The following is a 26,639-nucleotide window of genomic DNA, read 5'->3' on the forward strand; positions in this document are numbered from 1 at the left end:
TTTTAATATCCAAGATTTGACTTGTTCATAGACACTTCCTCATGGAACAAGTCATCTACTGTTTCAAAGCGGTTGATATAGCATTTCGATAAGTGCAGCATTGAAGCAGCTGTATCCTTATCAATACTTTCGTACGACATCGGCACAATTTTTAATCCAATAGCATTCAACAGAACGCAGAATTGCTCAATCTCTGTCAATCCATTGTTTTTCTTATCATTTTTCATACGAGATAAGGTGCTAGGATCAATATCCAGATTCTTGGCCAATGCTTGATTGTTGTGACTTGCAAGGGCTTGCAATACACGGGAAACGTTATTGCGTGCACTTGGTGTAATTTCACCTGATAATTGGTTCATAGGGGTTTCCTCAGGTATATAGCTTTTCGATTTCTTCAAATGAAGAACACAAATCAGAAGCTTTGAATTTTCCGTCTGTTACTTTTTGAGCGCGGGCGGCAACTTTCTCAGACATTTGCCATTTGCCGTTTACATAACCGCTGATCGTGCATTGTTTTACCTGTAAAGCATCTGCAGCAGCTTTTTGGCTGCCAAAATGCTCAACCAAAGCTTGATATTGGGCTTGCATCAGCATTCTCTCATCAAAATATAAGTATCTTTATTAATATATTAGTTTTCTAATATAGAATCAATAAGTATTCTAATTTGATTTAATATTAGTGCACTAATAAGCTAGATTGACTAGTTAGCAAGGTGTTGCGTAATGCTTAAAGACAGATTAAAAGAGGCTCGTAAGAAGGCTAATAAATCTCAAAAGGATGTTGTTGATGCGATTGGTATTACTCAATCTGCCTTAAGCCAGCTTGAAACCGGAAGAGTAGATTCCTCTTCACATTTACCAGCAATAGCTAACTTCTTGGGTGTAGATGCATACTGGTTACAAACAGGTGAATATCCCGCATCTATAAAAGATCAAGAATTTCATCAAGTATCAGCTTGGGATGAAAGAACACCTCTTGATGATGATGAAGTTGAAATTCCATTTTTTGAGGACTTTAGTTTTGCCTGTGGTTCTGGTTCAATAAATAACTTCATTGCCAATGAAAAACGCAAACTTCGTATCTCTAAAGCAACTCTAAGAAGCCTATCGATCAGCAAAGATAATGCGGTAGCCGCTACTGCAATGGGTGATTCAATGTCACCAACGATTCAAGATGGAGATACCATTCATATAGATATCGGTCGAAAAGAAATTAAAGACGGCCGGATGTTTGTGATTTGTATTGGTGGCCTACATTTTGCTAAACGCTTGTATAACCTACCTTTTGGGGGTATTCGCATCGTATCTGATAACTCAGCGGAATTCCCTGAAATCGTTTTGAATGCAGAAGAAAAAATATCTCAAGAGTTCCAAGTGATTGGTTGGATCTGGCAAATAACAAGAATTGAAAAGTGGTAATTTAAAGTAGAGGTCTATAATGAGTGGGATGCAGGAGCTTTTATATAACTTAGGCCTTATAAGCTTAACGGTTACGTTTTTTTATCTTGTTTTCTGGTTTGACCGTAGAAACAAACCTAGCGATTTTCATCGAGTCAGAAATCGACTTCAGCAAATTACTCATCCCCATTTAATAATTAAGGGACATGGAGATTACTACTTAGAATATATTTTGGATGATCAGCAAATTGTAGAGTACTTCGTATCCCCAAGCGATTATCGAAAAAATTTAGAGTATATGAAGCAAAGTCCTTCCACAAAAATACTTAATCACGGGCTTATTTCCAATACGGCTTGGGAAAAATGGTCAAGTAAATAAAGTAAAACTAAAACCAGTCTTTTTTAGTCATATCAACCCACCCTAGCGGTGGGTTTTCTTTTGTCTAATAAATGTGAATAAAAAATAAAATAAGAAAATATTAGTAAACTTATTGACTGCTAATATTAGTATGCTAATATTGTTTCTATAGACATTAAAAAGCCTGCAACGGTCTCGACAACTAGCAGGCTTACTCTAAGAGCGAGATAAGTATGAAACAAAACCCAATCCAAAGCAACTTGCCAGAGTTTGGTCAAAGCAGCATGACTTCTGAGTGTTTGTACCAGCACCCTGTACCAACCGTTAAACCACATTGGTTTAGCAATCTTTCTGCTCTTTTGCTTCTTATTGTTTTATTTGGCGGCCTTGCATTGATGTTTGTGCATCAAGCAGACAAAGAAGCTGCTTATCAGGCAGAAGCAATCGCTAGAGCTGTTGGAGAAGCGAAATGAAATTTGCAGAACACATCGACAGCTTCCAGCAGGAAGATCCGAATTTCTTGACCTACCACTGTGAACGCTACCGTGTAGGTACAGATCGCCCAGTGACTTATGTCCTTAAGCGTAAAAGCAGTGTTCAGGCACACAAGGAAGGCAACATTGCCGGTTTTGAAGTGCATAAACAAAAAGCCGACGGCAGCCTAGATCTAGTTGAACTGGTAAATCAAAAGGACTGGCTTGTAAAAGCTTTGAATCAAGCACGCCAGCCCATTGTGAACGCTCAACAACGCAATAAACGTGCAGCCCGAGTAAAAGCCAATCAGATTCTGATTGACTCCGGTTTTTATGGTTCTGATGCGCATCGTGCATGGTCACGTCGCAATCGTACCCACTAAGTATTTTGATTTTTTGAGGGAAAAATCATGACAAGCGTATTTTTTAAACCTGCCCAACGTAAAAATGCAAAGCTACGTTTAGCTGTTTCTGGTCCTACTGGTGCAGGAAAAACTTATGGTGCCTTGATGTTGGCCAAAGGTATTGGTGGTCGTATTGCTGTTGCAGATACTGAAAATAGCAGTGCTGAGTTGTATGAAGACCTTGTTCCATTTGAGCATGCGAACCTACAGCCACCCTACACTCCTGAAAAGTTCATTGATGCAATTAAGGCAGCTGAAGCAGCAGGCTTTGATACTTTAATCCTAGACAGCATTACCCATGAATGGTCTGGTGTCGGTGGCTGTTTGGAAATTGTAGATAAGCTGGGTAGCACAACATTCCGCGGTAACAGCTGGGGTGCCTGGAGCGAAGTAACTCCACGTCATCGTAAATTTATCGATGCGATGTTGCAGTCCAGCATCAATATCATTGTGACCTTGCGCTCAAAAATGGAAACCGTGCAAACCAACAATGGCGGCAAAAAGAAAGTTGAAAAAGTGGGCATGAAGGCCGAACAGCGTGAAGGTATCGAATACGAGTTCACCACAGTTCTGGATCTTACTCATGAAAACCTGGCAATTGCCACTAAAGACCGGACACGTTTATTCATTGAACCAAGACCCCTGACTGAGGCTGATGGTATCGCACTCAAACGGTGGTTGAATTCTGGTTCTGCTGATGCATGTATCGACGGTAATCAATTTTTAGAACTTCAATATCTCATGCAACAGGCAGGCATTGATATTGAGAAGTACTGCGCCAAACGTGGATTGAACAGTCTGCATGACGTTCAGCAACAAAAATTTGAAGAAACCTGTGAAGGTATCCGGGGAATCATTGCCCAGAAGTCTAGTCAAGCCGCTGCACAACAGCAAAGCACCCAGAACACGCAAAAAGACGATTTGAAAACTCGTTTCAACCAGGCTCTTAAAACCATACCTCAGGTTGAAGATATGAGTGTTTTAAGTAGCGCTCTGGAGATCTTCCGAAATTCTGAGTTTTATCCAACGATCCTGAAAACGTGTCAAGCACGTGCGGATCAGCTGGGTTACGAATTCACAGGCCGAGATTAAACAATGCAAGACGCAAAAATTGAACAAAAAGGTATGACCTACCTGAACCATTTACCAGATCCCACCAAGCCGGTGGGGTCGATTGACCTGACCATGAGAAAGGCATTCTTTGCATTCTTACTCAATGATCAGTACCGCATTTTAAACGTCTGTAAAAAGAAAAATATGGTGACTCTGGTACACCCTACTCGTGGCCAAGTCACGATCACTTCTTCAGAGCACCTCAATGCGGAAGGGAAAAAGCGTTACCAGGTATTTTTTAAAGTTTATTTCAAACAAGGCTCGGCCTTTATCAAAAAATTGAATTCACAGATTCGCGTCATTCAAACGTCTTAAGGGGAAATACAGCATGGTTGAGAAAAATTTATTGACGATCAGCAAGGAAGAACTTGAGCACATCGTTGAAATTAGCAAGGGGGATGCATTTCGAGCTGTGGTTGAGCAGGTTGAAGCTCATTTACTGTCATTGGCTCTTGTTCAGTGCCGGGGGAATCAAACGCTTACAGCGGAAACTCTGGGTTTGAACCGGGGAACACTGCGTAAAAAATTAAAACATCACGGCATGATGCACTAATTTGACTATTCGGGACTTTGCTCATGACAAATATTAAAGATCTTAACAGCTTAAAAATGGATAAAAACCTTGGCAAAGTGCTCGACACACTGACCAATGATCCGTTTGGTTTATCAGCTGCGCAAATTGCGAACAATTCTAAGATGTCGCTGAAAACGGTCAAGAACTGCCTTGCTGTGTTGTTGCAAGACGAAAAAATTCACCTGGATGAGTTAGGTGTCTATCACACCACTCTGAAAGCCGATCAATCACATGCTGAGCCAGTAGTTGAAAAAGAAACTCCGTTGGTGGTGAGTGCAAATACAGGTAAGGTCGTAGAAGTAGCTAAAAACCCGGTTAAGAATGATGTCCCTACTCGTCCGGCACCTCAGGTCGTTGGCGTAGAAGGCTTTGATGCCAAAATCACACCCACCAATCTACTCGACATCATTCCAGGAACACCGTTCAAGATAGAACAACAGCCAGCTAAAGCTAAAGATGACACAAGTAAACCCATAAAGGTTCGAATTCTTGAGTTTATTAAAAACCAATGCTTTTTTTCATCCGATGGTGTGACTACTTTTAAGGTTGCTGACTCGCTTGCAATCACTAAACGCCAAGCTGATAACGCTTGTTATGCCCTTGAGAATCAAGGCTGCTTAAAGTCAAAAGGCAAAGCAGATAATAAGCATTATTTTTATATCCAGGATATTCAGCGTAATCGTGCAGAACCACGAATGGAAAAGACTTCTGATCCAGCAAAGACCGCTGTTTCTCCATTCGACAACTGGATCGAGCATCGTGTTGTTGAAACCAAAACTGTAAAGCTTACCGAAAGCCAGCTGGAAGAAGTATTGAAGCATGTCTTCAAAATGGACAATGTCACCTTCCTCACTCCACTGCCAGATCCATATGTGGTTGAACTCAAAATGGAGGTGGTTCGTTGAAGCACGGGACAATCTCTGCATATACAAACCATGCGTGTCGCTGCGATGAATGTCGCGCAGCGAACACCAACTGGAAAAAGTTGTATGTATGCGGACTGGTAGAAAAAAGACAACGTAAACACGGCACGATGAGCATGTATAACACTGGCTGCCGTTGCCCTCAATGTATATCAGCATGCCGTGCTTATTCCCGTGCTCGGTATCAAAAATTAAAACAGGTGGCGTGATGGATATTTCAGAAGAAGATTACCAAAAAGCGGTTGCGGTGGTTAGAAAGTGCTTAAGCGGTAGTGTTTCAAACCTTCAGCGAAAACTTTATTGGGGTTATGGACGTGCTGCATCAGCTATAGATCGTATGCAGGATGAGTTTATTGTTAGTCCAATGTCTGCGTCTGGCCGTCGTGATGTTTACCCCGAAGAAACACATGAGTTATGGAAGGAGTTACAAGCAGCCAAAGCGGTGCCGGAAAAGACAGTGAAATTACATCTTGTCTGGAATGAAAACAAGGATGAGTGTGTTGGTTTTCTTGACAGTAAGGATGCACGTTATACGGCCACTGGGGATTATCGCGGTATGTTTGGCGTGACAGCATTAGGTGATTATTTTCGTGATCTTAATGATGAGCGCAATGAGTTTGAAACTCAGATTGTAATGATCGAAGCACAGGAGCCAGCCAATGACTGAAGCTAAAAAAGAACAGTGTGTAAATACTGGCAACTGGATTGAAATGTGCGAATTTCTCAGTGAAGTAACTCGCAATCAATATGGTGATATTCAGGGTCAGATCATGAGTATGCGGAAAGTTAATTCATCTCGACTTGAAATAGTGGCGGGTCGATTCAAAAAGAATCGTGTTGCTTTAAATTACTGCCCTTTTTGCGGTGTGGACATCATTACTCAGTACAAGGAATTAAATAATGACTGAAGTTCAAAAATCTATGCACTGGCTACTTAATGCAAATACCGGCATGTCGAGTAAGTGTCTGATGGCAACACTGCTTAATGGTGGTCCAGTAGCTGGTAAAGCATGGGAAACCAATTTCCACCCACATGATCCGGCCGACTTTGAGCGCTGCGTAGGATTACTTAATGCAGTACCGGAATTTCGTGAACGTCTTGGCCAAATGAAAACAGTCTCTAAACATTGGGCTGTTCTGGTTGATCACTGGGATGAAATTGAGACTCTATTGAATGAAGAAGTTAAACAGCGTTTTGCCCCTAAAACTTACGATCTGATGAAGTCGTTATTTAAAAGTATTGAGGTGACTGAGTGAGCATTCAAATTGTTCAACCTACACCATACGATGATGCCCAATTTCTGTGGTGTACCACCTGGTGTGAGAAAAAAGGTTTAAATCCATATGATGCGGATCATTGGGCAGCTGCTAAAGCGGAATATCTAAAGACTCAAGGAGGACAACAGTGACTGAATACTGTTTCATCTGTAAAAAGTTCACGGTTCATTGTGACGTGTTTTGTTCAATTTGTGGATTCAAGTGAGGTGTTATGAAAGCTAATACTGAGTATGAGTTGCTCCAGGCAATACATAGCGAGATGCAGGAGCTTAGAAAAGCACTTAAGGCAAGCAGTGAGCGTCGCATCGGCCGGATCGAGTTTGCTAAATTGCTCAATATCGAACCTGAGACACTGGATTCCAGAATTCGAGACGGTCGCTACATGAAACCACATAAGGATGGAAGAAAGAGTTTTTGGCTAAGTTCCTATGTTCAATCTGTCATTCTTGATATAGAGTTAAAAGATAAAGTCGCCTAGAGCGGCTTTATCTTTTTCAGGCGTTTCATTTTGTGAGTATCATTGTGAGTAACACTTAAAAACAAGCGCCAAATTTCAAGTTTTAAAATCTAATTATTCATCTACAATATCGGCAAATTTTGCACCCAAAATCAGTGCTAAATCTTGCGGATTTAACCCGATATCCAGCCCCCTTTTACCACCGCTTACATACATCTTTTTCAGCTGGGTCGCACTACTACAAATTACTGTTTTTAAACGTTTCTTTTGTCCCACTGGGCTGATTCCACCCACCAGATATCCGGTTAATCGTTCTGCCTGTTTAGGATCTGCCATCTGCAATTTTTTACAACCGAATGCAGCAGCTACTTTTTTAAGATTAAGCTGATGATGAACAGGTAATACTGCCACAAAATATTGCTTCTCATCTGTGACCAATAAGGTTTTAAATACTTCTTCTACTGCCAACCCTAACTTTTCTGCTGCTTCCAAACCAAAGCTTTTGGCATTGGCATCATGTTCATATTCGTGAATGCTATATTCAATTTTTTGAGATTTTAATAATTTGCATGCAGGTGTCATAACAGCTTCGATAGTATTTTGACGGGATCTTCATTATAGCTTATCAAGTCTGCTTGGGTTTTATTCTGTGATTCTGAATAGCTTATATAATCAATATGTGTTCAAAATACAATCAGATACCATTAGCTTTTAATCCAGAATATCTATTCATATTGCACTTTAACTGAACTTAACTATCCCATTTATCATTGTAATTCCGCATACCATCTTGTTCTTAAGCTTAAAAATTCATCATTTAAAAACATAGGCAACATTCAGATGAATAACAACGCCTATACATGAAGTGCCATTTTGCCAATGTTATTGAGCGAACATAAAGAATTACAAATAAAGGTAAGCTTTAGAAAATTGAGCACATTCGTCAATATTAGATGAGGCCAGTAAAAGATTAATGAAGAATCATAAGTTTTTAATTTTACTTTTACGGCCAGTATCATTTAGCCAATGTTCAGTAGCAATGAGCCTATCTCTTTTTGCAGAAAAATAATGTGTGACTTGCTTTACTAGCGACATAAAACCCATTTAATACTAAACTTCACTTCATACCATTTATCAAATAACTTTTTGATTTTTATTCTAAGTTTGATATTTTAGTTTACAGAATAATGAATAGAATAAAATTCTGATTCATTCAAAAATCTAATGAAAATCCGGTCTTTTACCGATCACCACAATTTTTGATATGAGCAGAGACTTCGAGTAATAATTTTTATTTTTGACAAGCCATTGCCGAATAAACACTCAATTTAAAAGAATTATGAATAAACATTGAGGTCTAACTTACACAGCATAAATGTAACAATTCAGCCAATTCATCTAAAATATAAAAATGATGTAAAAGACGAAGATTTGGTAGTTTTGAACATTGCTAAATGCTTGCAAAGTTTTCATTATATGGCCACTGCGTGGTACATGCTTTTCTATGTCAATTCAAAGAAATTATAAAAATAATGTAGGAATTCATGCCATAATAGGCGAAGTTTGTAGACATCTTGCAAACCTATCCTGAAACTTTTTAACTGGAGCACCATAGATGACTTCGACCATTTTGGTTATTCATGGACCGAATTTAAATTTGCTAGGAAAGCGCGAACCCGAAGTTTATGGTTATTTAACTCTAGAAGATATTAATCAGCAGCTCACTGCTCAGGCTGAAAAAGCTACTTTACAACTTGACACTTTCCAGAGCAACTGGGAAGGCGCAATTGTTGACCGAATTCATCAAGCCCAACAAGACGGCGTGCAATATATCATTATTAATCCTGCTGCCCTGACACATACCTCAGTTGCAGTTCGTGATGCACTTCTTGGCGTGGCAATCCCGTTTATTGAAGTCCACCTGTCTAACGTCCATGCACGTGAGGCATTCCGACATCATTCATATCTATCCGATAAAGCTATTGGCGTGATCTGTGGTCTAGGTGCAAAAGGCTATGCTGCCGCACTCGACTATGTCATTGAAAAAATACAATCTTCTAAACAATCTTAATTAGGAATACTGTCTCATGGATATCCGTAAAATCAAGAAGCTCATCGATTTGATGATTGAATCTGACTTACAGGCGATTGAAGTTAAGGAAGGTGATCAGTCGATCGCTCTGACTCGTCGTAATCCAGTAGTTGCAGCAGCTGTTCCTGCAATGCCTGCACCTGCAGCTGACGTCCCTGCAGCTAAATCTCCTCGTGGTGCAGTTGAAAAATCTCCAATGGTTGGCGTGTTCTATGCGGCTCCAAGCCCAGGCGAAGCACCTTTTGTAAAAATTGGCCAAACTGTTTCTGCTGGCGAAACACTGGGTATCATTGAAGCAATGAAAATCATGAACCCGATTGAAGCAACTCAAAGCGGCGTGATTGAAGAAATTCTGGTGAAAAATGGTGAAGTGATTCAGTTTGGTCAGCCACTTTTCCGTTACCGCGCCTAATCACTTCGGGGATTCATAATGTTGCAAAAAGTTTTAATTGCAAACCGAGGTGAGATTGCCCTGCGCATCGCCCGAGCTTGCAAAACTTTAGGAATTAAAACCGTCGGTGTCTATTCAGATGCTGACAAAGACCTGATGCACTTACGCTTCTGTGATGAAGCCGTGTGTATTGGTCCTGGCGCGAGTAGCGACAGTTACCTGAATATTCCAGCCTTAATTACAGCCGCTGAAATCACCAGCGCAGATGCCATCCACCCTGGTTATGGTTTTTTATCTGAAAATGCTGAATTTGCCGAAATTGTAGAAAGTTCTGGTTTTATCTTTATTGGTCCACGTCCAGAACATATTCGCCTGATGGGGAACAAGGTTTCTGCGATTATTGCCATGAAAAAAGCGGGTGTACCAACCGTACCGGGCTGCGATCATGCCGTGACGATTCACAATGCGCTTGCTGAAGCCAAAGAAATTGGTTTCCCGCTCATCGTGAAAGCGGCTTCCGGTGGTGGTGGTCGTGGTATGCGTATCGTAGAACGTGTAGATACCCTGCTTGAATCAGTACAAGCCGCGCAGCGTGATGCAGAAATGTGGTTTGGTGATGATACGGTTTATATGGAACGTTTCCTGCAAAAACCGCGTCACGTGGAAGTTCAGGTTCTAGGTGATGGTAATGGTCATGCGATCCACCTGTATGACCGTGACTGTTCTTTACAGCGTCGTCACCAGAAAGTACTTGAAGAAGCGCCAGCGCCTAACCTGCCAGAACAGGCTCGTGCTGACATTCTTGAAGCCTGTGTCAATGCTTGTAAATTGATGCAATATCGTGGCGCCGGTACATTCGAGTTCCTGTTTGAAGAAGGTGAATTCTTCTTTATTGAAATGAACACCCGTGTTCAGGTAGAACACCCTGTGACTGAAATGGTGACAGGTATCGACATTATTGAACAGCAGTTACGTATTGCGGCTGGCTTAGGTCTGGATATCCAGCAAGAAGATGTACGTGTTCAAGGTCATGCGATCGAATGCCGTATCAACGCAGAAGATCCATCGAACTTTATGCCATCTCCTGGCAAAATCGAGACCTTCTATGCGCCAGGCGGTGCAGGTATCCGTTTAGACTCTCATATCTATCCAGGTTACAGCATCCCGCCATATTATGATTCTATGATTGCCAAGCTAATTGCCCATGGTAAAGACCGTAAAACTGCAATAGCACGCATGAAGCAGGCCTTGGATGAAATGATTCTGACAGGTGTGAAAACCAATATTCCATTACACAAAGATCTGATTCTTCAGGATGAAAATTTCTGTGAACAGGCAATGGATATTCACTATCTGGAAAAACATTTGTTAAAGCAGCTTGAAGGTGCTGAAGACAAAGAAAAAGCTTAATCCAGTAATTGATCTAATAAAAAACCGCTGAAGTCAGCGGTTTTTTTATATCAAGTCTTCAATCAAGGCAAAATGCGTCGAAGCACAGCAAAACATTGTTCTGCTTTTTCATTGGCACAGAAATTAATGGTATTGGAATTCTGCCACTTCACAAAATACTGCGAAATCTCGCCTGACTGATCTACCTGATTGCCAGAACAGTCTTTTTCATTATTGTCGTATTTAACCTGCATAATCAGCGCTGGAATCTGTGCAGCCGGATCTTGTGAAGGCTGATAGTCATACAGTCCTGTGGTCCATTCTGAACCGCTTTTAATCACTACGTTGTTATTACCTTTAAAATTATAGTATTCAACACATTTCTTATTATCTGGAATTTCCATTCCCCATAGCCCGACAATTTCAGGACGGGTATTAATGGTAAAGGTATTCGGAACTTCGATAGGTTTCGCAATACTATTTGCAGCTTGATTATTATTTTCTGTTGCCATTAGCCAAGATGAGCTCATGAGCAAGACAAGGCTAAGACAGGTTTTTTTCATATTCACAGGCTTCGTTTCAATCCTAATAATTAATTTTAACTTATCATATTTTTCGGGATCATATTCTGCTCTGCATCAGTTTAAATACCGAAATAAAACAAATTTTTATCATTATAGTTTAAAAACATGGATTTCCTTTTTTAATTTTTTTGTATATATTTCGTATACAAACGTATATTGATAACGTAAGTAAAAAACAGATTATTCCAAGACTAAAGTTGTACTTTTGGGTAAAAAGCATTTCCCAAACAAAGTGATATTTCACAAATAAAAATTAGATACAGGACTTAGATTTGCGAATACCTCGAATCACAGACCAGAACTTGAATCCTGAAACATATGCCTACTTGGTCATTCTTTTCATTATTTTAGTGACTTGTTTGATTGGTATTATGACCAGAACACAGGATTACTTAGCCATACTCTGGCCTGCTAACGCTGCCTTGCTGGCCATGTTCTTACGCTTCCCGCATTTAAACAATATGGGCGGGTGGCTAGGTGCTTTCTGTGCATTTATGTTTGCTGATCTGGCGACAGGTAATAATCTATTACAAAGCCTGTTTCTAACACTTGCTAACCTGATTAGTACGATTGTATCGCTATTTTTTATCCGATATTTCCAGATCAATTATAAGTACTACAATACTGGTTTCACTTTCGTGCATATGTTTGGCATCTGCGCATTCGCAGGATGCCTGGCCAGTGCAGCTTTTGCCGTGGCTACCTTACCCAATCTTCCTCATTCCTTTATGACCAAGGAAAATTTATGGATTGATTTTGGGCTGTGGTGGACAGGCGAAATGGTAAATTACATTATTGTCCTGCCGCTTTTTCTGGCCTTTCCTAGAACCAAAGATCTCAAGTATTTATTTAAAAACCGCAGAAAGAAGCAGAATTCTTTTAGTTATCTGCTGCCAGCAGGTACGGTAATCCTGTGTATTATCCTGAGTAATATTTTTGTCGGTCCAGGTGCCCTGCTTTATCCTTTAGCAGCTTTAATCTGGGCAGCTCTGACCTATCGCATCTTTACGATTGCAATTATTAATGCCTTTGTAATCATTCTGATGTATTACAGCCTGACCCAGTTCTACGCCACCACACATGATACGCTGGCAGACTCGACTATTTATATCTCATTAAGGATCGGACTGTTTATGCTGGCATTATCGCCGCTGATCCTGTGTATCATCAGCCAGAACCGCAATGACCTGTTTAAACGGGTATTGTATTTGGCCAATCACGACAGTCTGACGCGGACCATGAACCGGCATTTTTTCTTCCAGAAAGGTGAATATTTACTGCAACATTCCAAGAGTGTGCAGTTTTCCCTGATTATTCTGGATATCGACCATTTCAAACGTTTAAATGATCATTTTGGTCATCATGTGGGCGATAAAGTACTGCAACATTTTGCTGAAATCATCCGTTCCAATTTACGTGCCCAAGATCTGTTTGCGCGTATTGGTGGTGAGGAATTTGTGATTTTACTTTGGGATACTAAACCTTCTAAAGCTCAGTTTATTGCCGAACGTATTCGTGAACTGGTAGCTAAAACGCCGATGTATCAACCTGATGGATCACCTTTATCGATTACTGTGAGTCTCGGGATTACGCATCAACATGCCCCGCTTTCTCAGGATTTACAGCAACTGATCAATACCGCAGATCAGGCCTTATATCAGGCCAAACACTTGGGACGTAATCAGGTGGTGCTTGCATCCTGAACTGAAACCCTCTACAACCTTATAACAATATCAACGCTAGGGAATGCAGATGAAATTTGAAGAATACTTACAATACGATGGATTAGGACTGGCTGAACTGGTTAAAAATAGACAGGTAAATTCAAGTGAACTTTTATCAGTTGCTTTAGAACGCAGTGCAAATATTAATCCTGAAATCAATGCCATTATTATTCCCATGCATGAGCATGCCTTGCAGCGTACCCAGCAAAAACTGTCTGGCCCCTTTGCTGGAGTTCCATTTCTGGTCAAAGACCTGTTTCAGGAATATGCAGGTTATCCGACGTCTTATGGATGTCAGGGTTTAAAGCGTATCGGGTATATCGCTGAAACCAATGCCGAGATTGTTAATCGTTGGGAACAGGCAGGTATTGTGACCTTTGGCCGTACCAACACCCCTGAATTCGGAATTAAAGGCATTACAGAGCCAGATGCTTGGGGAAGCTGTAAAAACCCGTGGAATTTAAGACATAACAGCGGTGGCTCGTCAGGCGGTTCTGCTTCTGCTGTGGCAGCCGGCATTGTGCCAATTGCCGGTGCAGGCGATGGTGGTGGCTCAATTCGTATTCCGGCTTCCTACTGTGGTCTGTTTGGTTTAAAACCAAGCCGTGGACGTACGCCGTGGGGACCGCAAATGAGTGAGGCAATGCACGGTGCTGCCATTCAACATGTACTCACCAAAACTGTTCGGGATAGTGCGGCAATGCTGGATGCCACCCATGGTGAAGATCGCAGTTCACTGTTTACGATTCAACGTCCGCATACACATTATCTGGAAGTGATTCAGCAACCACCAAAAAAATTAAAAATCGCATTTAATACGCGTTCCAGCATTGATACGCCTGTTTCTCAAGATGCTATTAAAGCGGTAGAACAAACTGCCCGTTTACTGGAATCTTTAGGTCATGAAGTCGTTGAGGATCAACCGCAGATTGATGGCATGCAACTGGCTAAAGATTTTATTACGACGTGGTTTAGCCAGTTTTCTTATATGCTGGACGAAATCCAGAAAGGCTATCCATCCAGATCAGGCGATTTTGAACTGGATTCTCTGGCGCTAGCTGCTTTTGGTGCCAAAACGACGGCAATTGAATATATCCAAAATCTGACCAACTGGGGACAATATGTGACCCAGATGAATCATTTCTTTGATGATTATGATCTCTACCTGACACCAGCCACGGCCACTGTTGCACCCAAAAATGGCGAAGTCAAGACACCAAACTGGCAGAAGCCGATTCTTAAAGCTTTATTAAAAATGAATAAGGCACATTTATTGGCACAAGGGAAGCTGGTCGACCAGATTGTGAAAGAAAACCTAAAATGGGTGCCATTCACCCAGTTAGCCAATATTACCGGCCTTCCTGCAATGTCTGTACCGCTATACTGGAATGAAGATAACCTGCCTTTGGGCTCACAGTTTATTGCACCATTTGCCCGTGAAGATTTGCTGTTACAACTGGCCGCTCAATTAGAACAGGCTCAGCCCTGGTTTAATCAATATTCCAAAATCCGCATTTAATCATTCAATCGTATCTTAAACCTGCTTTTGCAATTCGACTTTGCTGGGTAAGCCAAATACTAGCAACAGGCCCAGCAAGGTCGACAGCGCAGCAGCAATAAAGATTGATGTTCCACCGACCTGATCCCAATAACGACCGGCTAGAATGCTGCCACTCGCCACGCCTAAGCCCCACATGGTGCTATACAGTGCCTGTCCGCGGCCTTGTTGTCCGGCCGAGAAATTCTGGAAAATAACCCGCATGGCAATCATATGAAATAAGCCAAAACTTAGGGCATGAATGGTCTGGGCAAAAAACTGTGCCAGAAATAACGATGGAAATAGGCCTACAGTCAGCCATCTTAAACCGGTCATTAACAGGCATAGCATCACCAGATGACGCCATGACCAGCGTGTTAGAAAAAATGTAGCGTAGGCAAACATAATGATTTCAGCAATAACCTCAACCGACCAAAGCAATCCGATCTGACTGGTACTGAATCGATTCTGGCTGAGATAGTTACTATAAAAACTATAAAACGGTGCATGCGAAAACAGCATGATCAATTCAATCAGGAAAAAACTGTATACCACTGGACGCTTGAAGATCGGCCATAAGGCTTCAAGTTTTTTCTGAGCTGTCGGTGCTGCTGTAGGTTCTTTGATGGTAAATGACCAGAGAAAAGCCAGAAATGAAATACAGAGCAATAAGATTGGTAGCATACTGATGCTGATAATTTCAAAAATTGCCCCTAAACCAAATACGCCAATAATAAATCCAATAGATCCCCACTTACGCACTTTGCCATAGAGCTCTGCCCTTTTCTCACCTAACCAGAATAAAGTCACGCCTTCAAACTGAGCCAAAATTGCATTCTGAAAGAAACTAAAAATCAGCATAAGCAAAGCGACTGACTGGAAGTTATTTGGAATGATAAAAATCATGAACCAGATACAGGCTTCCATCCAGGTAGCTATACGCACCAGCAACATGCGTTTCCCGGATTTGTCTGCAATCCACCCCCAAATAAATGGCGCAAAAAATCGGGTGACAATCGCAATCGAAGATAAAATCCCAATTTCCTGATAATTAAAGCCTTGATCTTCCAGATACAAACTCCAGAAAGGCATGAATGCGCCCACAATCGCATAATAAAAAAAATAGAAAAAACTTAGTCTGTAATGAATAGCTAGAGATTGCATCAGACTAGATACTCTTTTATTTCTGATAACTTAAAATAAATATAAGTTGCGCTTAGTTGCATTGATTGGGTCTCGGTTAGATCTCGATAATCTATAAGATAATCATCTATAGATTCTTCAAAGCTCTTTAACTAATTTGAGAAAAGTTAGATTTTAACTTAATACATTAGCTAAATTCTTAATTTATTCTTTTAGTTCAATCATGAGCTTATCAATCGTAATCATTTGATGGTTCTAAGAATTAAAATGACTGAGGTTCTGACATTTAGACAGCTTAACGTTACAAAATCTGAGCCTTATTTAGCTTGTACTTTGTCTATCATGGGCTCACCAATAAGAAAAGAAAAACCCCTCAACATTTAGAATGTAAGAGGTTTAGTTTGCCGTAATACGTTCGGCTATGATTTTAACTTTGCTTTAAACTCAACCCATCCATTGACTTGGGTGATAGTTAGGTCGATAGCTGAGTATTGATAGTAGCGCTCCACCTCAACAAGAGTTTTAGCGCTCATCTCCTTTCGTGCCTCTTTGAATTCAAAATATGGGTTATTAAAATTAATAACATTAGAATTGATAACTGATATTAAGTAATCAGTTGTGTGAATACATTGTATGTGTGCTCATAACCAGCCCGTTAAGTCAAAATTCAAACCAATTATTAGCCTATTATTATTGAAAAATCAAATAGTACAGAATACTTAACTCATTGATAATAAAAAAATTTATCATTCTAAATTAAACTTTTTTCAAACAATCCCGGCATTCTTTCTTGCCGTCGCTAATCTCAGTCGCACCATGTAGGCAGAATAAGCAGAATAGTAATCGGAGCATACTTTTTTCCAGACAAAAAATAACCCGCTTAACCTGGGGAAGTTAAGCGGGTAGGCTTCTTTAACACGTCGTTATAGTTTTTAGCTAGTTCATCATTATTCATGGAGCACCTTTAAAGTAGCACTTATATAGTGCAGCAATAGTATAAGAAGCATTACTGAATGGTGGGTGCTGGTTGGCTTTGGGTTAAATTTGGTTATTTGTTAGACAGGAATTACACTATTTAATTATTTTTGTGTTCTGGTCGCCGTATAAAGTTTATCAGGCAACAAAAAAGCTCTTATTTCTATGGACTTTAAAAACTCGGAAAGAAATCGAATAAATATTTAATGAATGTGAACCTGTCATTAATATCGGGTACGTCAAATACCCATAAAGTTTTAGTTTGTGATCTATATTTAAATCTTACTGCTGATACCTTAGTTGTCACTGACGCATCTTCACCGAGATGTTCAGCAATTAACTTTAGATTTTCTGATAGAAATCGTGATTTATTTATTGTTCTAGATTTTGTGGGCTCGAAAGTCGCTAAAATTTCATCATATACCCAATTAAGAAGACTTAGATCTATCGCTTTATATTTATTCATAAGGTGCATCAATCTATTTAAAAGACTGTGAAGATTCTTTATAACATTTCATTTAATTGAATAAATATTATTTTTAAGAAATAAAAATGTATATACCTGTAAAAAAAAAACCACTTATGATGGGCTTTCGTTTTATCTTTTAAACTTATCTATTCAGAAGCTTTAAGCTCATCAGACAATTTTTCTAAACTCTTTGCTCTTTCTTGTTCGCTAGAAAGATTCTATAAATGGAAACACAGAAAGAATATAAATGCCAAAAATACTCCGCCTAAAATTACAACTCTTTTGTTTTTCAAAAGATTCAACTTAATTTAAGCATGAGCCTTAGTATGAACCCTTTTGTTTAATAAACCAACAAAAAAGCCCATCTTTCGATGAGCTTCTTCATAGTAACACTTCAAACGACGGGAGTGTCACAAGATGAACTTGCTGGACTGATCCGTATAGGCAGTTACCGCCAGAACCCTAATCTATCATACCTATTGATGTAAAAATAGCCTCTTCACAGAACTAGGTACTACCCTCTTCTTTAATTATAGGTTAATGAAAATATCACTTAGCTATTCTAGTCAAAAAAAAACCCACATCATTGGGGACGATGTGGGCAGAACTCTAAATTCAAAACGTGGAGATTTTTGAACATATGGTAAAATATAATGAAAATATTGTATGCAGTCAATCACACTTTGATATTAAGTCGATGATTAACAATCATATTGACCGATAAAATAGAAATAAGTCACTTATTCAAATTTCTAGTTAATCTCAGTCTCTTTGACCAGATCTATTACTTAGCTAAGATATTCAAGCCAGATACCTAGTAAGAAATTAAGCCAAACTTTTCTTTAGGCAATAAAAAAGCCCACATTGCTGTGGGCTCTTCCCCTTTATCATTTTGCGCTGATTCAGGATTGTTGACGAAATGTACAACGGTCAAACAATAGCCAATTCATGACAAATATAAATATATATAGAAATTAAATATCTATCCATATATAAAAAGTCTAAATTGTGATCTTTGGAGTCAATAATTTCTAGTATGAACTTGATAAAGCTTTATTTTAGGTAACAAAAAAGCCCATCTTTCGATGAACTTCTGCAAAATAGCACCCAACAATGAGTGTATTATCAGATCATCTTATCAATCTAATCCACATGACTGGTTGCCCGTATAAGTCTTCCTTATTACACTGATTAATCCAAAGACTTTTCAACACAATTATTTTTCTAAATTGTTGATTCCATCTCGGTGCATAATATTGATGACTATCATCATAAATTGATCAACATTCTATCTATTAGTACGAAGCTAGTATATGAAATACCGATCTACTCAGTAATCATATTTCGAACAAAATTCAGAAATCGAGACATTAAAAAGCCACTCTAAAGAGTGGCTCAATGATCAAATGTTTTTATTGATATTCAATTATAGCGGTCACTATTTTCAAATAAGAATTTTAATAAATATTCTTTCTTTACCCAAAATAATCTCGACATGCATTCCTCCATGAAAGGTCAAAATATTCCTGATCTACCTGCCGTCTTTCAATCAGCACAATATTTTTATTCACTACAATAAACCTCCGATGCTTCATTTCATTCGTAGATTTATCTCTGAAACTAACCTCACCACATTCTCCCTCTTGTAGATGAAATTGAACCAGGTCTGAATTCGGTAAAGCATTCCTTACCATCTCCCTAAATTTTTTTAAATCCTCATCCTGTAGGATCTTAGAGTCAGCTTCTTGCTGTGTATTTGGTTGACTACACCCCAGAAGTATTAAAGCTACAAGAGGCAAGATAATTAGTTTTTTCATAAGCTGTCCTCCTGAGAAAGAGGATCACATTATTTTTAAAGTATGGCTATTATTAAAATGAATAGTTTTGTAAACCATTCAACTTTATCAATAAATTTAATCAGGAAAATTTAGAACAGATGAAAAGGTATAATAGCTAAAAAGAGCTTGCTGTTTCTCTGAAAATATCAAAGTTCTGAATATTATATAAGACTTGTCAGAGATGACTCTACTGAAAGAATGGGAGACCTCACAACCTTTTCTTGCTAGTTGTGAGGCCCTTTAAAGGCATTATTCAACAGGGTTTGCTGCTTGACTGTCTACCTGTTCATTCTGAGGAGTAGGATTGTTTGAACCGTCCTTTTTGTATTTCATTTTCTTATAACAATAACTCGCAAGTACACCTGCACCAATTAACGTTAATAACTTCATCTTTCACCTCATGCTCATAAATGCAAGCCTATATAACTAACATCTATATTTGTAGCTTTCCAAAGCCATTTGGAGTGTTTTTTTAAATAAAAAGTTAAATTATGTATATCTGTATAGATTAAATAAAAGTTTAATCTTTTCATAATATTAAATTTACTTAAAATATTATTGAGTTAAATATTTTTAGGCTCTAAATATATACTTATAAAATAAAAATCCTGCTTGCTGGTCAAAATCCAACTTACGATATTCAAATTGTTTTGCACTTATCTCTCTTATATTTTAATTCTCATGATAGATCATCATGAGAGCGTTCGCCCATGTGTTCAAACTATGAATTCCCCTCAAAAAGCCGTCTCTCTTTATTAGATATTCATGAAGAGCAACTTGAACTGGATATGAAAACGCATGTATATCCCTTGGCTCCCGCTCCCATCATTATGCGCGGTGCTGACGAGTTTGAACTGGATATCGCACGGTTTGGGCTTATTCCTTCTTTGGCCAAAGAATTAAAATTTGGTCGGCATACTTATAATGCCCGGACTGAAACGGTTGCCTCAAAAGCAAGTTTTCGGCATGCCTGGAAAAACAATCAGTTTGCTTTGGTACCTGTAGATACGTTCTATGAACCCATATACATTAATGGCAAATCTCATTGGTATGCTATTTCTCGTGAAGACGGCGATCCTTTTACTGTTGCAGCCATTTATGATGATGCAATCATTGAGGGTGAAAAAGTTCGATCTTTTTCAATGCTCACGATTAATGCAAATCAGCATCCCTTTATGAAACAGTTTCATAATCCGAATGATGAAAAACGCTCGATTATTGTGATACCGAAAGAGTCAAGACAGGATTGGCTGCACTGCAATCATGAGGAAGCAAGTGAGTTTTTCTTCGAAATGCGGGATGAATTTATTGCAAAGCTACGAGATTCCCGTTTGTCGGAAAACTGAAATATAAAAGCAATTTAATTATTAGTATCTGATTTTAAAGCATTTAATTTATTTGTATAAAAATAAAGCAATCATTACAATCTTGATTAATGTAACAACAATCAAGAAGTAGCAGGTTTATGACAAATTCGCATGGGGGCTTTAGAATTGGTGCAGGCAGAAAAAAGGCCGAAGAAACCAAAGTAATTCGTGTACCTGAATCCAAAGTCCTGGATATCAAAGCATACTTAAAATCACTTAAAAAAGAAAATGAAATCAGTGATATTCGCCAGTTTGATCCTGTTACCCAAATGGAAATTCCTTTAGTTACTGAACGCGTTCAGGCTGGTTTTCCCTCACCTGCACAAGATTATATTGATAAAAAACTCGACCTGAATGAATTCCTGATTAATAACGCTAATGCTACTTTTATTGTTCGAGCCAATTCGCTGTCAATGTTGAATGCAGGTATTGATATCAATGACGCCCTGATTGTGGATCGTAGCATTGAAGCGCAACACCGAGATATTGTGATTGCCTGTGTAGATAACGAATTTACTGTCAAACGGCTGATTATCGATGTAAAGGGTTGCTGGCTAAAAGCTGAGAATGACGACTATCCCGATATTCATCCTGTAGAAGGTCAGCAATTTGAAATCTGGGGTGTGGTCACCAACGTCATTAAAAAATTCAGATGAAATATCAGCAGGAAATCTATGCGCTGATTGATGTCAATAATTGCTATGTCAGTTGTGAGCGCATATTCAATCCGAAACTAAATCATGTACCTGTGATCGTGTTGTCAAATAACGACGGCTGTGTAGTTTCACGTTCGCAGGAAGCAAAAGATCTCGGCATTAAAATGGCTGTTCCATTCTTCCAGATTCGCGATATTGTCGAGCAGCATCAAGTTCAAGTGCTATCCAGCAACTATGCCCTATATGCAGAAATGTCCAAACGCTTTCATTCCATTCTGTCTGAATATGTAGCACCTGATGAACAGGAAGTTTATTCCATAGATGAATGCTTTCTGAAAATTACAGCTTATGCAAAAAATCATGATTTAACAGAATATGGTCAGGATATGCGACGGCGTATTTTGCAATGGATTGGCCTACCCGTTTGTGTAGGCATTGGCCGTTCCAAAACCGAAGCTAAATTAGCCAATTATATGGCCAAGAAAGCCAAACGCTTTAATGGGGTTTGCAATCTTTCTTCTATGCATCCACAACATAGAGATTACTTCTGGAGCTTGATTGATGTTGCTGAAGTCTGGGGGGTTGGGCGCCAGCAGAGTAAAAAGTTGAAGAACTTAGGTATACATACCGTTCTTGATTTAGCTCAGGCCGATTGTCATCGAATCGGAAAATTATTTTCAGTTGTTATGCAAAGAACTGTGATGGAATTACAGGGAATTTCCTGTATTGAACTGGAACAGGCGTGCCAGCCCAAGAAGCAGATTATTTCTTCACGCTCATTTGGTTGCCGAGTAACAGATCTTGAAGCTTTAACGGAGGCTATGAGTGATTACCTGCAAAATGCCGTCAAACGCTTGAGAGAAGATCAATCCTTATGTGGTTGCATCATTGCTTTCGCTCAATCCAATCCTTTTGACAAGAACAGATCCTTTTATCATAAATCTATCAATATCGCTCTTCCTGAACCTACTGATTCTGCTGTTGTAATGAACCGGGTATTGATGCAACAGATGCATGAATTGTTTTCAGAAGGTGTCGAGTTTAAAAAATGCGGAGTTATTTTGACGGCGCTTGAACCTAAATCGGCCCATGTCTATGACTTGCTCTCTGATCATGCTCAGATCGAGAAAAATGAGAAACTTCAGAAAACGCTAGAAAAAGTAAAGGAAAGATTTGGCGATCAAAAGCTGGCGATTGGAGCAGCTAAAATGCCTGACCGGACTTGGACTATGTCTCAACAGCACCTAAGTCAGAATTATTTTAGTTGGGATGGATTATTGAAGATTGATCATTAATTTCATCTTCCGAGTAAAGTGAAGCAGAAATTTTCCGAGACTCAAATCAAAAAAGCCCTAAATTTAATTAGAGCTTTCTGATATCAATATCTTACTTTTGCTCCCTCAGCGGATGCTCAGGCTCTGCATTAGGCTTTTTCTCAGGCTTTACACCCTTATAGGTTGCTTGATTGCCTTTATCATCATTAGATTCTTTTTGCGGATTATCTTCTTGCTCTGTTTGGTGGTCTGCATGAGTTGTCATATATATTCCCTTTCCTCTAGATGCTTAGAAAATTATTAGGACATATAAGGTTAAACATCAATAATATTTATGTTTTCCATACATTTTAATAAACATATATTCTTCTAATCAGAGCTTATATAGACTTCTTGTTTAATCTAAATCTGCCTGGCTGTGCAACCTGCTTCCAGAAAACACAGCTCATAGATCAATTTATAATTTAATTTCTTATTACTTAAAAGAAAGTATCTGCAGAAACATTAAAACGTTCAGACAAAGCTTTAATATGGCGGATATTGAGCTGACGTTTACCATTCAGGATTTCAGAAATGACCGACTGGGTAGCTATATCAGATAGGTCTGATTGGCTTAGGCCATGCTGTTCCATCAAGAAAGCCAGTGCAGTACGACCATCGCCTTCTGGCATCGGCAAATGCTCATGTTCATAAGCTGAGACTAAATCACCCAGTTGAAGAATCAGCCCCATTAAGGGATGCGACTCATCATCACCTACAATATCCAGAAGTTCATCTAAAGCTTCAGTGAGCGTATTAAAGTCTTCTTCAGTTTCTGGCTTGCTGAGCAAAGGTGCAACATAACGCCAGTGATCAACGGCCTGTTTAATCATTGCATTCATATTAAGCCTCCTTCCAATGACCTTTGTCATATTCCTGATGGGATAAGACATGGCGAATATAGACACGTTTTGCCTGGTACATTACAGCTGCGATCAACCTGATCTTGTTGCCACCAATATCAAAGACATGAAATTTCCCGACTTTATCGACTGCGGGAAATAATCGCTTCATGTCGGCAAAATCCTTAGGATCATTGGCCTTGATAATTCGATACCAACCATCCAATGCGGTTTCAGCGTGTGGCCACTTTCGCATTGCTTCCAGAATCCAAGCGTGAGTGATCACATGCATAATTATTTATCGCATTTTGCTATATTCAAAGTATAACCTAAATATCGCATATTGCAATAACGCTTAAAGGATGAATTTAGTTGAGATGAGTATTGTTATGGTCAAATCACAAGTTAAAATTAAATAAACCCTTATTTTTAGTAATTTTATTAATTATCAATATTTATGAATTAGCGTGGATATGTTAGTTCTATTTTCAAATAGCAATGATAAAAAAAATGAAAACCCCGTCAATCTAAAATCGAACGGGGGTTCAACATCCATCTATACCGCGAAGGTCTAGAGAGTTAATTTAAATCTTTCAAGCAATCACGACACTTTTTGACTTCGAAATCATCGACTGTGTAATCAATTTCAGTCGCACCATGAAGACCAAATAAACAACATATAAATTGGAACATGTGTTTCTCCTGACTGTGAACAGCTCGATCATGGATCGAGCTTTGTTGCTTTAAAGATAATGGCTTACAGCTCCACGATTTATTTACCTTGAAACTATTGAATTACTCACCTGTACTGCGATCATACAGGCAAGCTATAGCCTCTAAATTTGTACACTCTCTTCATGTTTTGGCGCTTGGTCTTTGGTACCGTGATCCTTGCTCATCATCCGGCACATTTTTTCTTTGCAAGATTTAAAGCAACATCCCACCATGACACCTATACCAAATGCACAGATACATCTCATCATAGCTCTACCCTGTCTTTTCATGAAAAGAGATATATAAATAACATCTATTCATGTTTCACACTTGAATGTATTTTCAGGTTTTATGTTGTATATGAAAACTTATGTGAAGGATAAATATCGGAGAATCAGCTGTTTTTGACGTATTTATGATCTAAAAAATAGGCCCTGCTTAACTGTTTGGATTAAACAGGGCTTTTTAACTTGCTGATTTTAAATTATTTTATCTGATTTTTTGTAGTGGTGATAAAGTACCACTTGTCATGCATCTAATATATATATGAAATATAGATGCTTTTTTACCAAATGTTGAATATAGGTTATGTTTTATATTTTATTGGCTATTTTTCATTAACTTAGATGCAATTAAATACAAAAAACTTTGGTTCATGCGATTTTCATTCAATCAAGTGAGTCATAAAAGCAGATATGCAACTTATACATATTGGCAGATATTTTACTTATTTTATCAAAGTCCTTTTCATTTTTTATTTTCTCAGCTGTCAATGAGTTTAAAGGCAGGTGCTCTTTCACTCATTTCTCTTTATAATTTTTCCAACGACTGATAACAATATTTTGTTGCCATGAAAATATCACTATTCATAATTGCCCTATTGGCATTGGCCATCACAGGCTGCCAAAAACAACAGGCAGATGTATCAGCTGAACCTGACCCAGCTGTGAAAGCTCAGTTTGAACAATCAGATGCCCGATTGAGTGCTTATTTAGATAAATTAGATTCTTCTACTATTAGTCTTGAGGAAAGAACACATATTTTATGTGAGGATTATCCTAAAGAATATAAAATTCATTATATGCCGACCCTAATAAAACTGATGCCACAAGAATATGATGAGCAGGAACTACTGAAAGATCTGAAAAATGCGCTCGACTTTTATAAAGTAAAAGCCAATATTCAATGCTGATTTATTCTGAACAAGAAAAAACCGCCTTAAAGAAGGCGGTTTTTTTGTAGAGATTACACAACTTAGATATAAACGCTGCAGCTTTAACTAATCTTATTGATTACGCAAATTTTGCTGCTGGTTATCTTGTTGTGGCTGTTGCTGTTGTTGCTGATTGCGTTGCTGGTCCTGTTGGCCCTGCTGACGCTGTTGGTTTTGCTGTCCCTGCGGTTGTTGTTGCTGCTGGTTCGGCTGTTGCTGATTTTGATTCTGGTTTTGCTGACGTTGTTGGTCTTGCTGTTGCTGTTGTTGTTGGTTCTGTTGGTCTTGCTGATTTTGCTGTTGATTATTAGCCATGGTGTAACTCCTTACTATTTGCTTTAAATCGCCGATGATTAGGTTTCGACTTAATATTTACTCTACCTATTTTTAAAAATTCGCCAAGTTATTACCTGTTACATATTAATTCAATGTAAAAAAAGGTAAGTTAAGTAATTGAAGTCTGGATTTATAAGAAACATAAATTACTTTTAATAATAGAATGAACACATATTGAAAGCTTTCTATCTTTTATAAATTTTATTTTTCAATTAAAGTCATAACTTAATCAAAAAATTGTATATAAACTTAAATTTAAAATAAAATTTAGAAATACATTTTGCTACTTATATAAAATATGATTATATTTATAAGATATTGAATTTTATTAATTATTTAAAATTATAATTTCTTATACATGTTTAACCTAATTTTCTAAAAATTAGATCATTAAATATAAAAACAAAAAAACCATTTTTAAATAGCAGAATATATTACATAGAATCACAAATAAGGCCTTTTCAGTTGCCAATTTACCTTGACTTTATATTTTTAAAATTATTAAACCTCTTGCAGATACTGGTGTTACTGCAAGCATCAATTACATCATCGGTGGTTATGATCGTATGGATGTGAAATAAAAGAACAAAGTAGTATTCGGACTGGGTTATAGCTTCTAATTTTCTCTAAATAAAAAGGCGACTTTAGGTTGCTTTTTTATCGTTTAAATGTGCTGCCCGCGATAAGACAAGGCTTCTGATAAATGCCCAGTCTGAATATCTGGACTTTGGTTAAGATCGGCAATGGTTCGGGCAACACGCAAAATCCGATGATAGCCTCGTGCTGATAAATTCAGTTTCTGCTGCGCCAGTTCAATCATTTTCTGGGCTGGTGGATCAAGAGGAGCATATTGTTCCAGTTGTTTCGGACTAAGACTCATGTTCAAGGCATAAAATAAAATTAGTTTGCTCTTTGAAAATCTGTATTGTTTCTAAGATTAGAATTACTTATATTTCTACTAACAGTAGTATTTATAATGAAATTATTATGTTGTAATTAATATATGGAGTAATATTAAAAGAATTGTAGTTTTGAGTGGTTTTCTCATTATTTTTTAATTAGATCTCTTGCGAAAGTA

General features: G+C 38.4%; 33 protein-coding genes and 1 pseudogene. 22 read left to right on the plus strand and 12 right to left on the minus strand.

The window, feature by feature from the left end; translation table 11 throughout:
* Positions 1-2: 2 nt before the first annotated feature.
* Entirely contained in the window at positions 3-359 is a 357-nt protein-coding gene (locus tag B3Q46_RS02030) for a transcriptional regulator (RefSeq protein WP_286713103.1), read from the minus strand.
* Positions 360-369: 10 nt separating this feature from the next.
* Positions 370-588, minus strand: coding sequence for a hypothetical protein (locus B3Q46_RS02035; protein WP_286713105.1), 219 nt, complete (start codon positions 586-588; stop codon positions 370-372).
* A 135-nt stretch (positions 589-723) separates the two neighbouring features.
* On the opposite strand from B3Q46_RS02035, the gene B3Q46_RS02040 reads away from it, so the two are divergent.
* The 13 genes from B3Q46_RS02040 (at position 724) to B3Q46_RS02100 (ending at position 6,999) form a co-directional block, all read left to right on the plus strand.
* Positions 724-1,419, plus strand: a complete 696-nt coding sequence (locus tag B3Q46_RS02040) for an XRE family transcriptional regulator (protein ID WP_286713107.1) — start codon at positions 724-726, stop codon at positions 1,417-1,419.
* A 19-nt stretch (positions 1,420-1,438) separates the two neighbouring features.
* Positions 1,439-1,777 carry a hypothetical protein gene (locus B3Q46_RS02045; RefSeq protein ID WP_286713109.1) on the plus strand — a complete coding sequence of 113 codons (339 nt, stop codon included), beginning with the start codon at positions 1,439-1,441 and terminating at the stop codon, positions 1,775-1,777.
* A 212-nt stretch (positions 1,778-1,989) separates the two neighbouring features.
* Positions 1,990-2,229, plus strand: a complete 240-nt coding sequence (locus B3Q46_RS02050; RefSeq protein ID WP_286713111.1) for a hypothetical protein — start codon at positions 1,990-1,992, stop codon at positions 2,227-2,229.
* Positions 2,226-2,612 carry a hypothetical protein gene (locus tag B3Q46_RS02055; RefSeq protein ID WP_286713113.1) on the plus strand — a complete coding sequence of 129 codons (387 nt, stop codon included), beginning with the start codon at positions 2,226-2,228 and terminating at the stop codon, positions 2,610-2,612. Before B3Q46_RS02050 ends, B3Q46_RS02055 begins: the two co-directional genes overlap by 4 nt.
* Positions 2,613-2,639: 27 nt before the next feature.
* Positions 2,640-3,725 carry an ATP-binding protein gene (locus B3Q46_RS02060; RefSeq protein ID WP_286713115.1) on the plus strand — a complete coding sequence of 362 codons (1,086 nt, stop codon included), beginning with the start codon at positions 2,640-2,642 and terminating at the stop codon, positions 3,723-3,725.
* Between the two features lie 3 nt (positions 3,726-3,728).
* Positions 3,729-4,061, plus strand: coding sequence for a hypothetical protein (locus tag B3Q46_RS02065; RefSeq protein ID WP_286713117.1), 333 nt, complete (start codon positions 3,729-3,731; stop codon positions 4,059-4,061).
* Positions 4,062-4,074: 13 nt separating this feature from the next.
* Positions 4,075-4,299 carry a helix-turn-helix domain-containing protein gene (locus B3Q46_RS02070; RefSeq protein ID WP_286713119.1) on the plus strand — a complete coding sequence of 75 codons (225 nt, stop codon included), beginning with the start codon at positions 4,075-4,077 and terminating at the stop codon, positions 4,297-4,299.
* 23 nt (positions 4,300-4,322) lie between these two features.
* Positions 4,323-5,225: a hypothetical protein gene (locus tag B3Q46_RS02075; protein WP_286713120.1), complete on the plus strand. Its 903-nt coding sequence runs from the start codon at positions 4,323-4,325 to the stop codon at positions 5,223-5,225.
* A 175-nt stretch (positions 5,226-5,400) separates the two neighbouring features.
* The gene (locus B3Q46_RS02080) at positions 5,401-5,910 is read left to right on the plus strand and encodes a DNA translocase FtsK (protein WP_286713122.1); all 510 of its coding nucleotides are present in this window, start codon (positions 5,401-5,403) and stop codon (positions 5,908-5,910) included.
* The gene (locus tag B3Q46_RS02085) at positions 5,903-6,151 is read left to right on the plus strand and encodes a hypothetical protein (RefSeq protein WP_286713124.1); all 249 of its coding nucleotides are present in this window, start codon (positions 5,903-5,905) and stop codon (positions 6,149-6,151) included. The genes B3Q46_RS02080 and B3Q46_RS02085 overlap by 8 nt, the downstream gene beginning before the upstream one ends.
* Positions 6,144-6,500, plus strand: coding sequence for a hypothetical protein (locus tag B3Q46_RS02090; protein ID WP_286713126.1), 357 nt, complete (start codon positions 6,144-6,146; stop codon positions 6,498-6,500). The genes B3Q46_RS02085 and B3Q46_RS02090 overlap by 8 nt, the downstream gene beginning before the upstream one ends.
* Positions 6,497-6,652 carry a hypothetical protein gene (locus B3Q46_RS02095; RefSeq protein WP_004646812.1) on the plus strand — a complete coding sequence of 52 codons (156 nt, stop codon included), beginning with the start codon at positions 6,497-6,499 and terminating at the stop codon, positions 6,650-6,652. Before B3Q46_RS02090 ends, B3Q46_RS02095 begins: the two co-directional genes overlap by 4 nt.
* Before the next feature lie 128 nt (positions 6,653-6,780).
* Positions 6,781-6,999: a hypothetical protein gene (locus B3Q46_RS02100; protein ID WP_227499332.1), complete on the plus strand. Its 219-nt coding sequence runs from the start codon at positions 6,781-6,783 to the stop codon at positions 6,997-6,999.
* Between the two features lie 93 nt (positions 7,000-7,092).
* Here the strand turns inward: B3Q46_RS02100 and ybaK are convergent, their stop codons facing one another.
* Positions 7,093-7,560, minus strand: coding sequence for a Cys-tRNA(Pro) deacylase (gene ybaK / locus B3Q46_RS02105; protein WP_286713128.1), 468 nt, complete (start codon positions 7,558-7,560; stop codon positions 7,093-7,095).
* 1,033 nt (positions 7,561-8,593) lie between these two features.
* On the opposite strand from ybaK, the gene aroQ reads away from it, so the two are divergent.
* The 3 genes from aroQ to accC are packed head-to-tail and all read left to right on the plus strand — an operon-like array spanning position 8,594 to position 10,871.
* Positions 8,594-9,049, plus strand: a complete 456-nt coding sequence (aroQ, locus tag B3Q46_RS02110; RefSeq protein ID WP_004785950.1) for a type II 3-dehydroquinate dehydratase — start codon at positions 8,594-8,596, stop codon at positions 9,047-9,049.
* Positions 9,050-9,065: 16 nt separating this feature from the next.
* Complete coding sequence (gene accB, locus B3Q46_RS02115; protein WP_004785952.1) at positions 9,066-9,482, plus strand: acetyl-CoA carboxylase biotin carboxyl carrier protein; 417 nt, start codon at positions 9,066-9,068, stop codon at positions 9,480-9,482.
* Positions 9,483-9,500: 18 nt separating this feature from the next.
* Positions 9,501-10,871, plus strand: coding sequence for an acetyl-CoA carboxylase biotin carboxylase subunit (accC, locus tag B3Q46_RS02120; protein WP_175967543.1), 1,371 nt, complete (start codon positions 9,501-9,503; stop codon positions 10,869-10,871).
* Positions 10,872-10,933: 62 nt separating this feature from the next.
* On the opposite strand, the gene B3Q46_RS02125 is transcribed toward accC, so the two are convergent.
* The gene (locus B3Q46_RS02125) at positions 10,934-11,380 is read right to left on the minus strand and encodes a hypothetical protein (RefSeq protein WP_171065466.1); all 447 of its coding nucleotides are present in this window, start codon (positions 11,378-11,380) and stop codon (positions 10,934-10,936) included.
* Between the two features lie 326 nt (positions 11,381-11,706).
* Here B3Q46_RS02125 and B3Q46_RS02130 point away from each other — a divergent pair, with 326 nt between their 5' ends.
* A complete protein-coding gene (locus B3Q46_RS02130) occupies positions 11,707-13,137 on the plus strand; it encodes a sensor domain-containing diguanylate cyclase (protein WP_286713133.1) in 1,431 nt (476 codons plus the stop codon).
* Between the two features lie 49 nt (positions 13,138-13,186).
* Positions 13,187-14,677, plus strand: a complete 1,491-nt coding sequence (locus B3Q46_RS02135) for an amidase (protein ID WP_286713135.1) — start codon at positions 13,187-13,189, stop codon at positions 14,675-14,677.
* Between the two features lie 15 nt (positions 14,678-14,692).
* On the opposite strand, the gene B3Q46_RS02140 is transcribed toward B3Q46_RS02135, so the two are convergent.
* The 3 genes from B3Q46_RS02140 to B3Q46_RS02150 form a co-directional block, all read right to left on the minus strand.
* Positions 14,693-15,859 carry an MFS transporter gene (locus B3Q46_RS02140; protein WP_286713137.1) on the minus strand — a complete coding sequence of 389 codons (1,167 nt, stop codon included), beginning with the start codon at positions 15,857-15,859 and terminating at the stop codon, positions 14,693-14,695.
* 2,898 nt (positions 15,860-18,757) lie between these two features.
* A complete protein-coding gene (locus B3Q46_RS02145; RefSeq protein WP_214001273.1) occupies positions 18,758-19,099 on the minus strand; it encodes a hypothetical protein in 342 nt (113 codons plus the stop codon).
* Positions 19,100-19,369: 270 nt separating this feature from the next.
* On the minus strand, positions 19,370-19,510 hold the full coding sequence (locus tag B3Q46_RS02150; protein ID WP_162835331.1) for a hypothetical protein: 141 nt from the start codon (positions 19,508-19,510) through the stop codon (positions 19,370-19,372).
* Positions 19,511-19,830: 320 nt separating this feature from the next.
* On the opposite strand from B3Q46_RS02150, the gene B3Q46_RS02155 reads away from it, so the two are divergent.
* The 3 genes from B3Q46_RS02155 (at position 19,831) to B3Q46_RS02165 (ending at position 22,438) form a co-directional block, all read left to right on the plus strand.
* Positions 19,831-20,466 carry an SOS response-associated peptidase gene (locus B3Q46_RS02155; RefSeq protein ID WP_286713140.1) on the plus strand — a complete coding sequence of 212 codons (636 nt, stop codon included), beginning with the start codon at positions 19,831-19,833 and terminating at the stop codon, positions 20,464-20,466.
* Positions 20,467-20,585: 119 nt separating this feature from the next.
* Complete coding sequence (locus B3Q46_RS02160; protein ID WP_034170368.1) at positions 20,586-21,143, plus strand: LexA family protein; 558 nt, start codon at positions 20,586-20,588, stop codon at positions 21,141-21,143.
* Positions 21,140-22,438: a Y-family DNA polymerase gene (locus B3Q46_RS02165; RefSeq protein ID WP_286713143.1), complete on the plus strand. Its 1,299-nt coding sequence runs from the start codon at positions 21,140-21,142 to the stop codon at positions 22,436-22,438. The genes B3Q46_RS02160 and B3Q46_RS02165 overlap by 4 nt, the downstream gene beginning before the upstream one ends.
* A 91-nt stretch (positions 22,439-22,529) precedes the next feature.
* On the opposite strand, the gene B3Q46_RS02170 is transcribed toward B3Q46_RS02165, so the two are convergent.
* The 3 genes from B3Q46_RS02170 to B3Q46_RS02180 form a co-directional block, all read right to left on the minus strand.
* Positions 22,530-22,682: a hypothetical protein gene (locus B3Q46_RS02170; protein WP_004785976.1), complete on the minus strand. Its 153-nt coding sequence runs from the start codon at positions 22,680-22,682 to the stop codon at positions 22,530-22,532.
* A 214-nt stretch (positions 22,683-22,896) separates the two neighbouring features.
* Complete coding sequence (locus B3Q46_RS02175; protein WP_004785978.1) at positions 22,897-23,298, minus strand: helix-turn-helix domain-containing protein; 402 nt, start codon at positions 23,296-23,298, stop codon at positions 22,897-22,899.
* 1 nt (position 23,299) lies between these two features.
* A complete protein-coding gene (locus B3Q46_RS02180; protein ID WP_286713146.1) occupies positions 23,300-23,590 on the minus strand; it encodes a type II toxin-antitoxin system HigB family toxin in 291 nt (96 codons plus the stop codon).
* Between the two features lie 1,272 nt (positions 23,591-24,862).
* Between B3Q46_RS02180 and B3Q46_RS02185 the strand changes: the two genes are divergently transcribed.
* Complete coding sequence (locus tag B3Q46_RS02185; RefSeq protein ID WP_286713148.1) at positions 24,863-25,204, plus strand: hypothetical protein; 342 nt, start codon at positions 24,863-24,865, stop codon at positions 25,202-25,204.
* 93 nt (positions 25,205-25,297) lie between these two features.
* Here the strand turns inward: B3Q46_RS02185 and B3Q46_RS02190 are convergent, their stop codons facing one another.
* Entirely contained in the window at positions 25,298-25,540 is a 243-nt protein-coding gene (locus B3Q46_RS02190; protein WP_034705379.1) for a hypothetical protein, read from the minus strand.
* A gap of 685 nt (positions 25,541-26,225) precedes the next feature.
* A pseudogene (locus B3Q46_RS02195) lies at positions 26,226-26,474 on the minus strand (hypothetical protein); the annotation flags it as partial.
* Between the last annotated feature and the right edge of the window lie 165 nt (positions 26,475-26,639).

The organism is Acinetobacter sp. UBA2581 (assembly GCF_002339435.1).
Lineage (GTDB): Bacteria > Pseudomonadota > Gammaproteobacteria > Pseudomonadales > Moraxellaceae > Acinetobacter > Acinetobacter variabilis.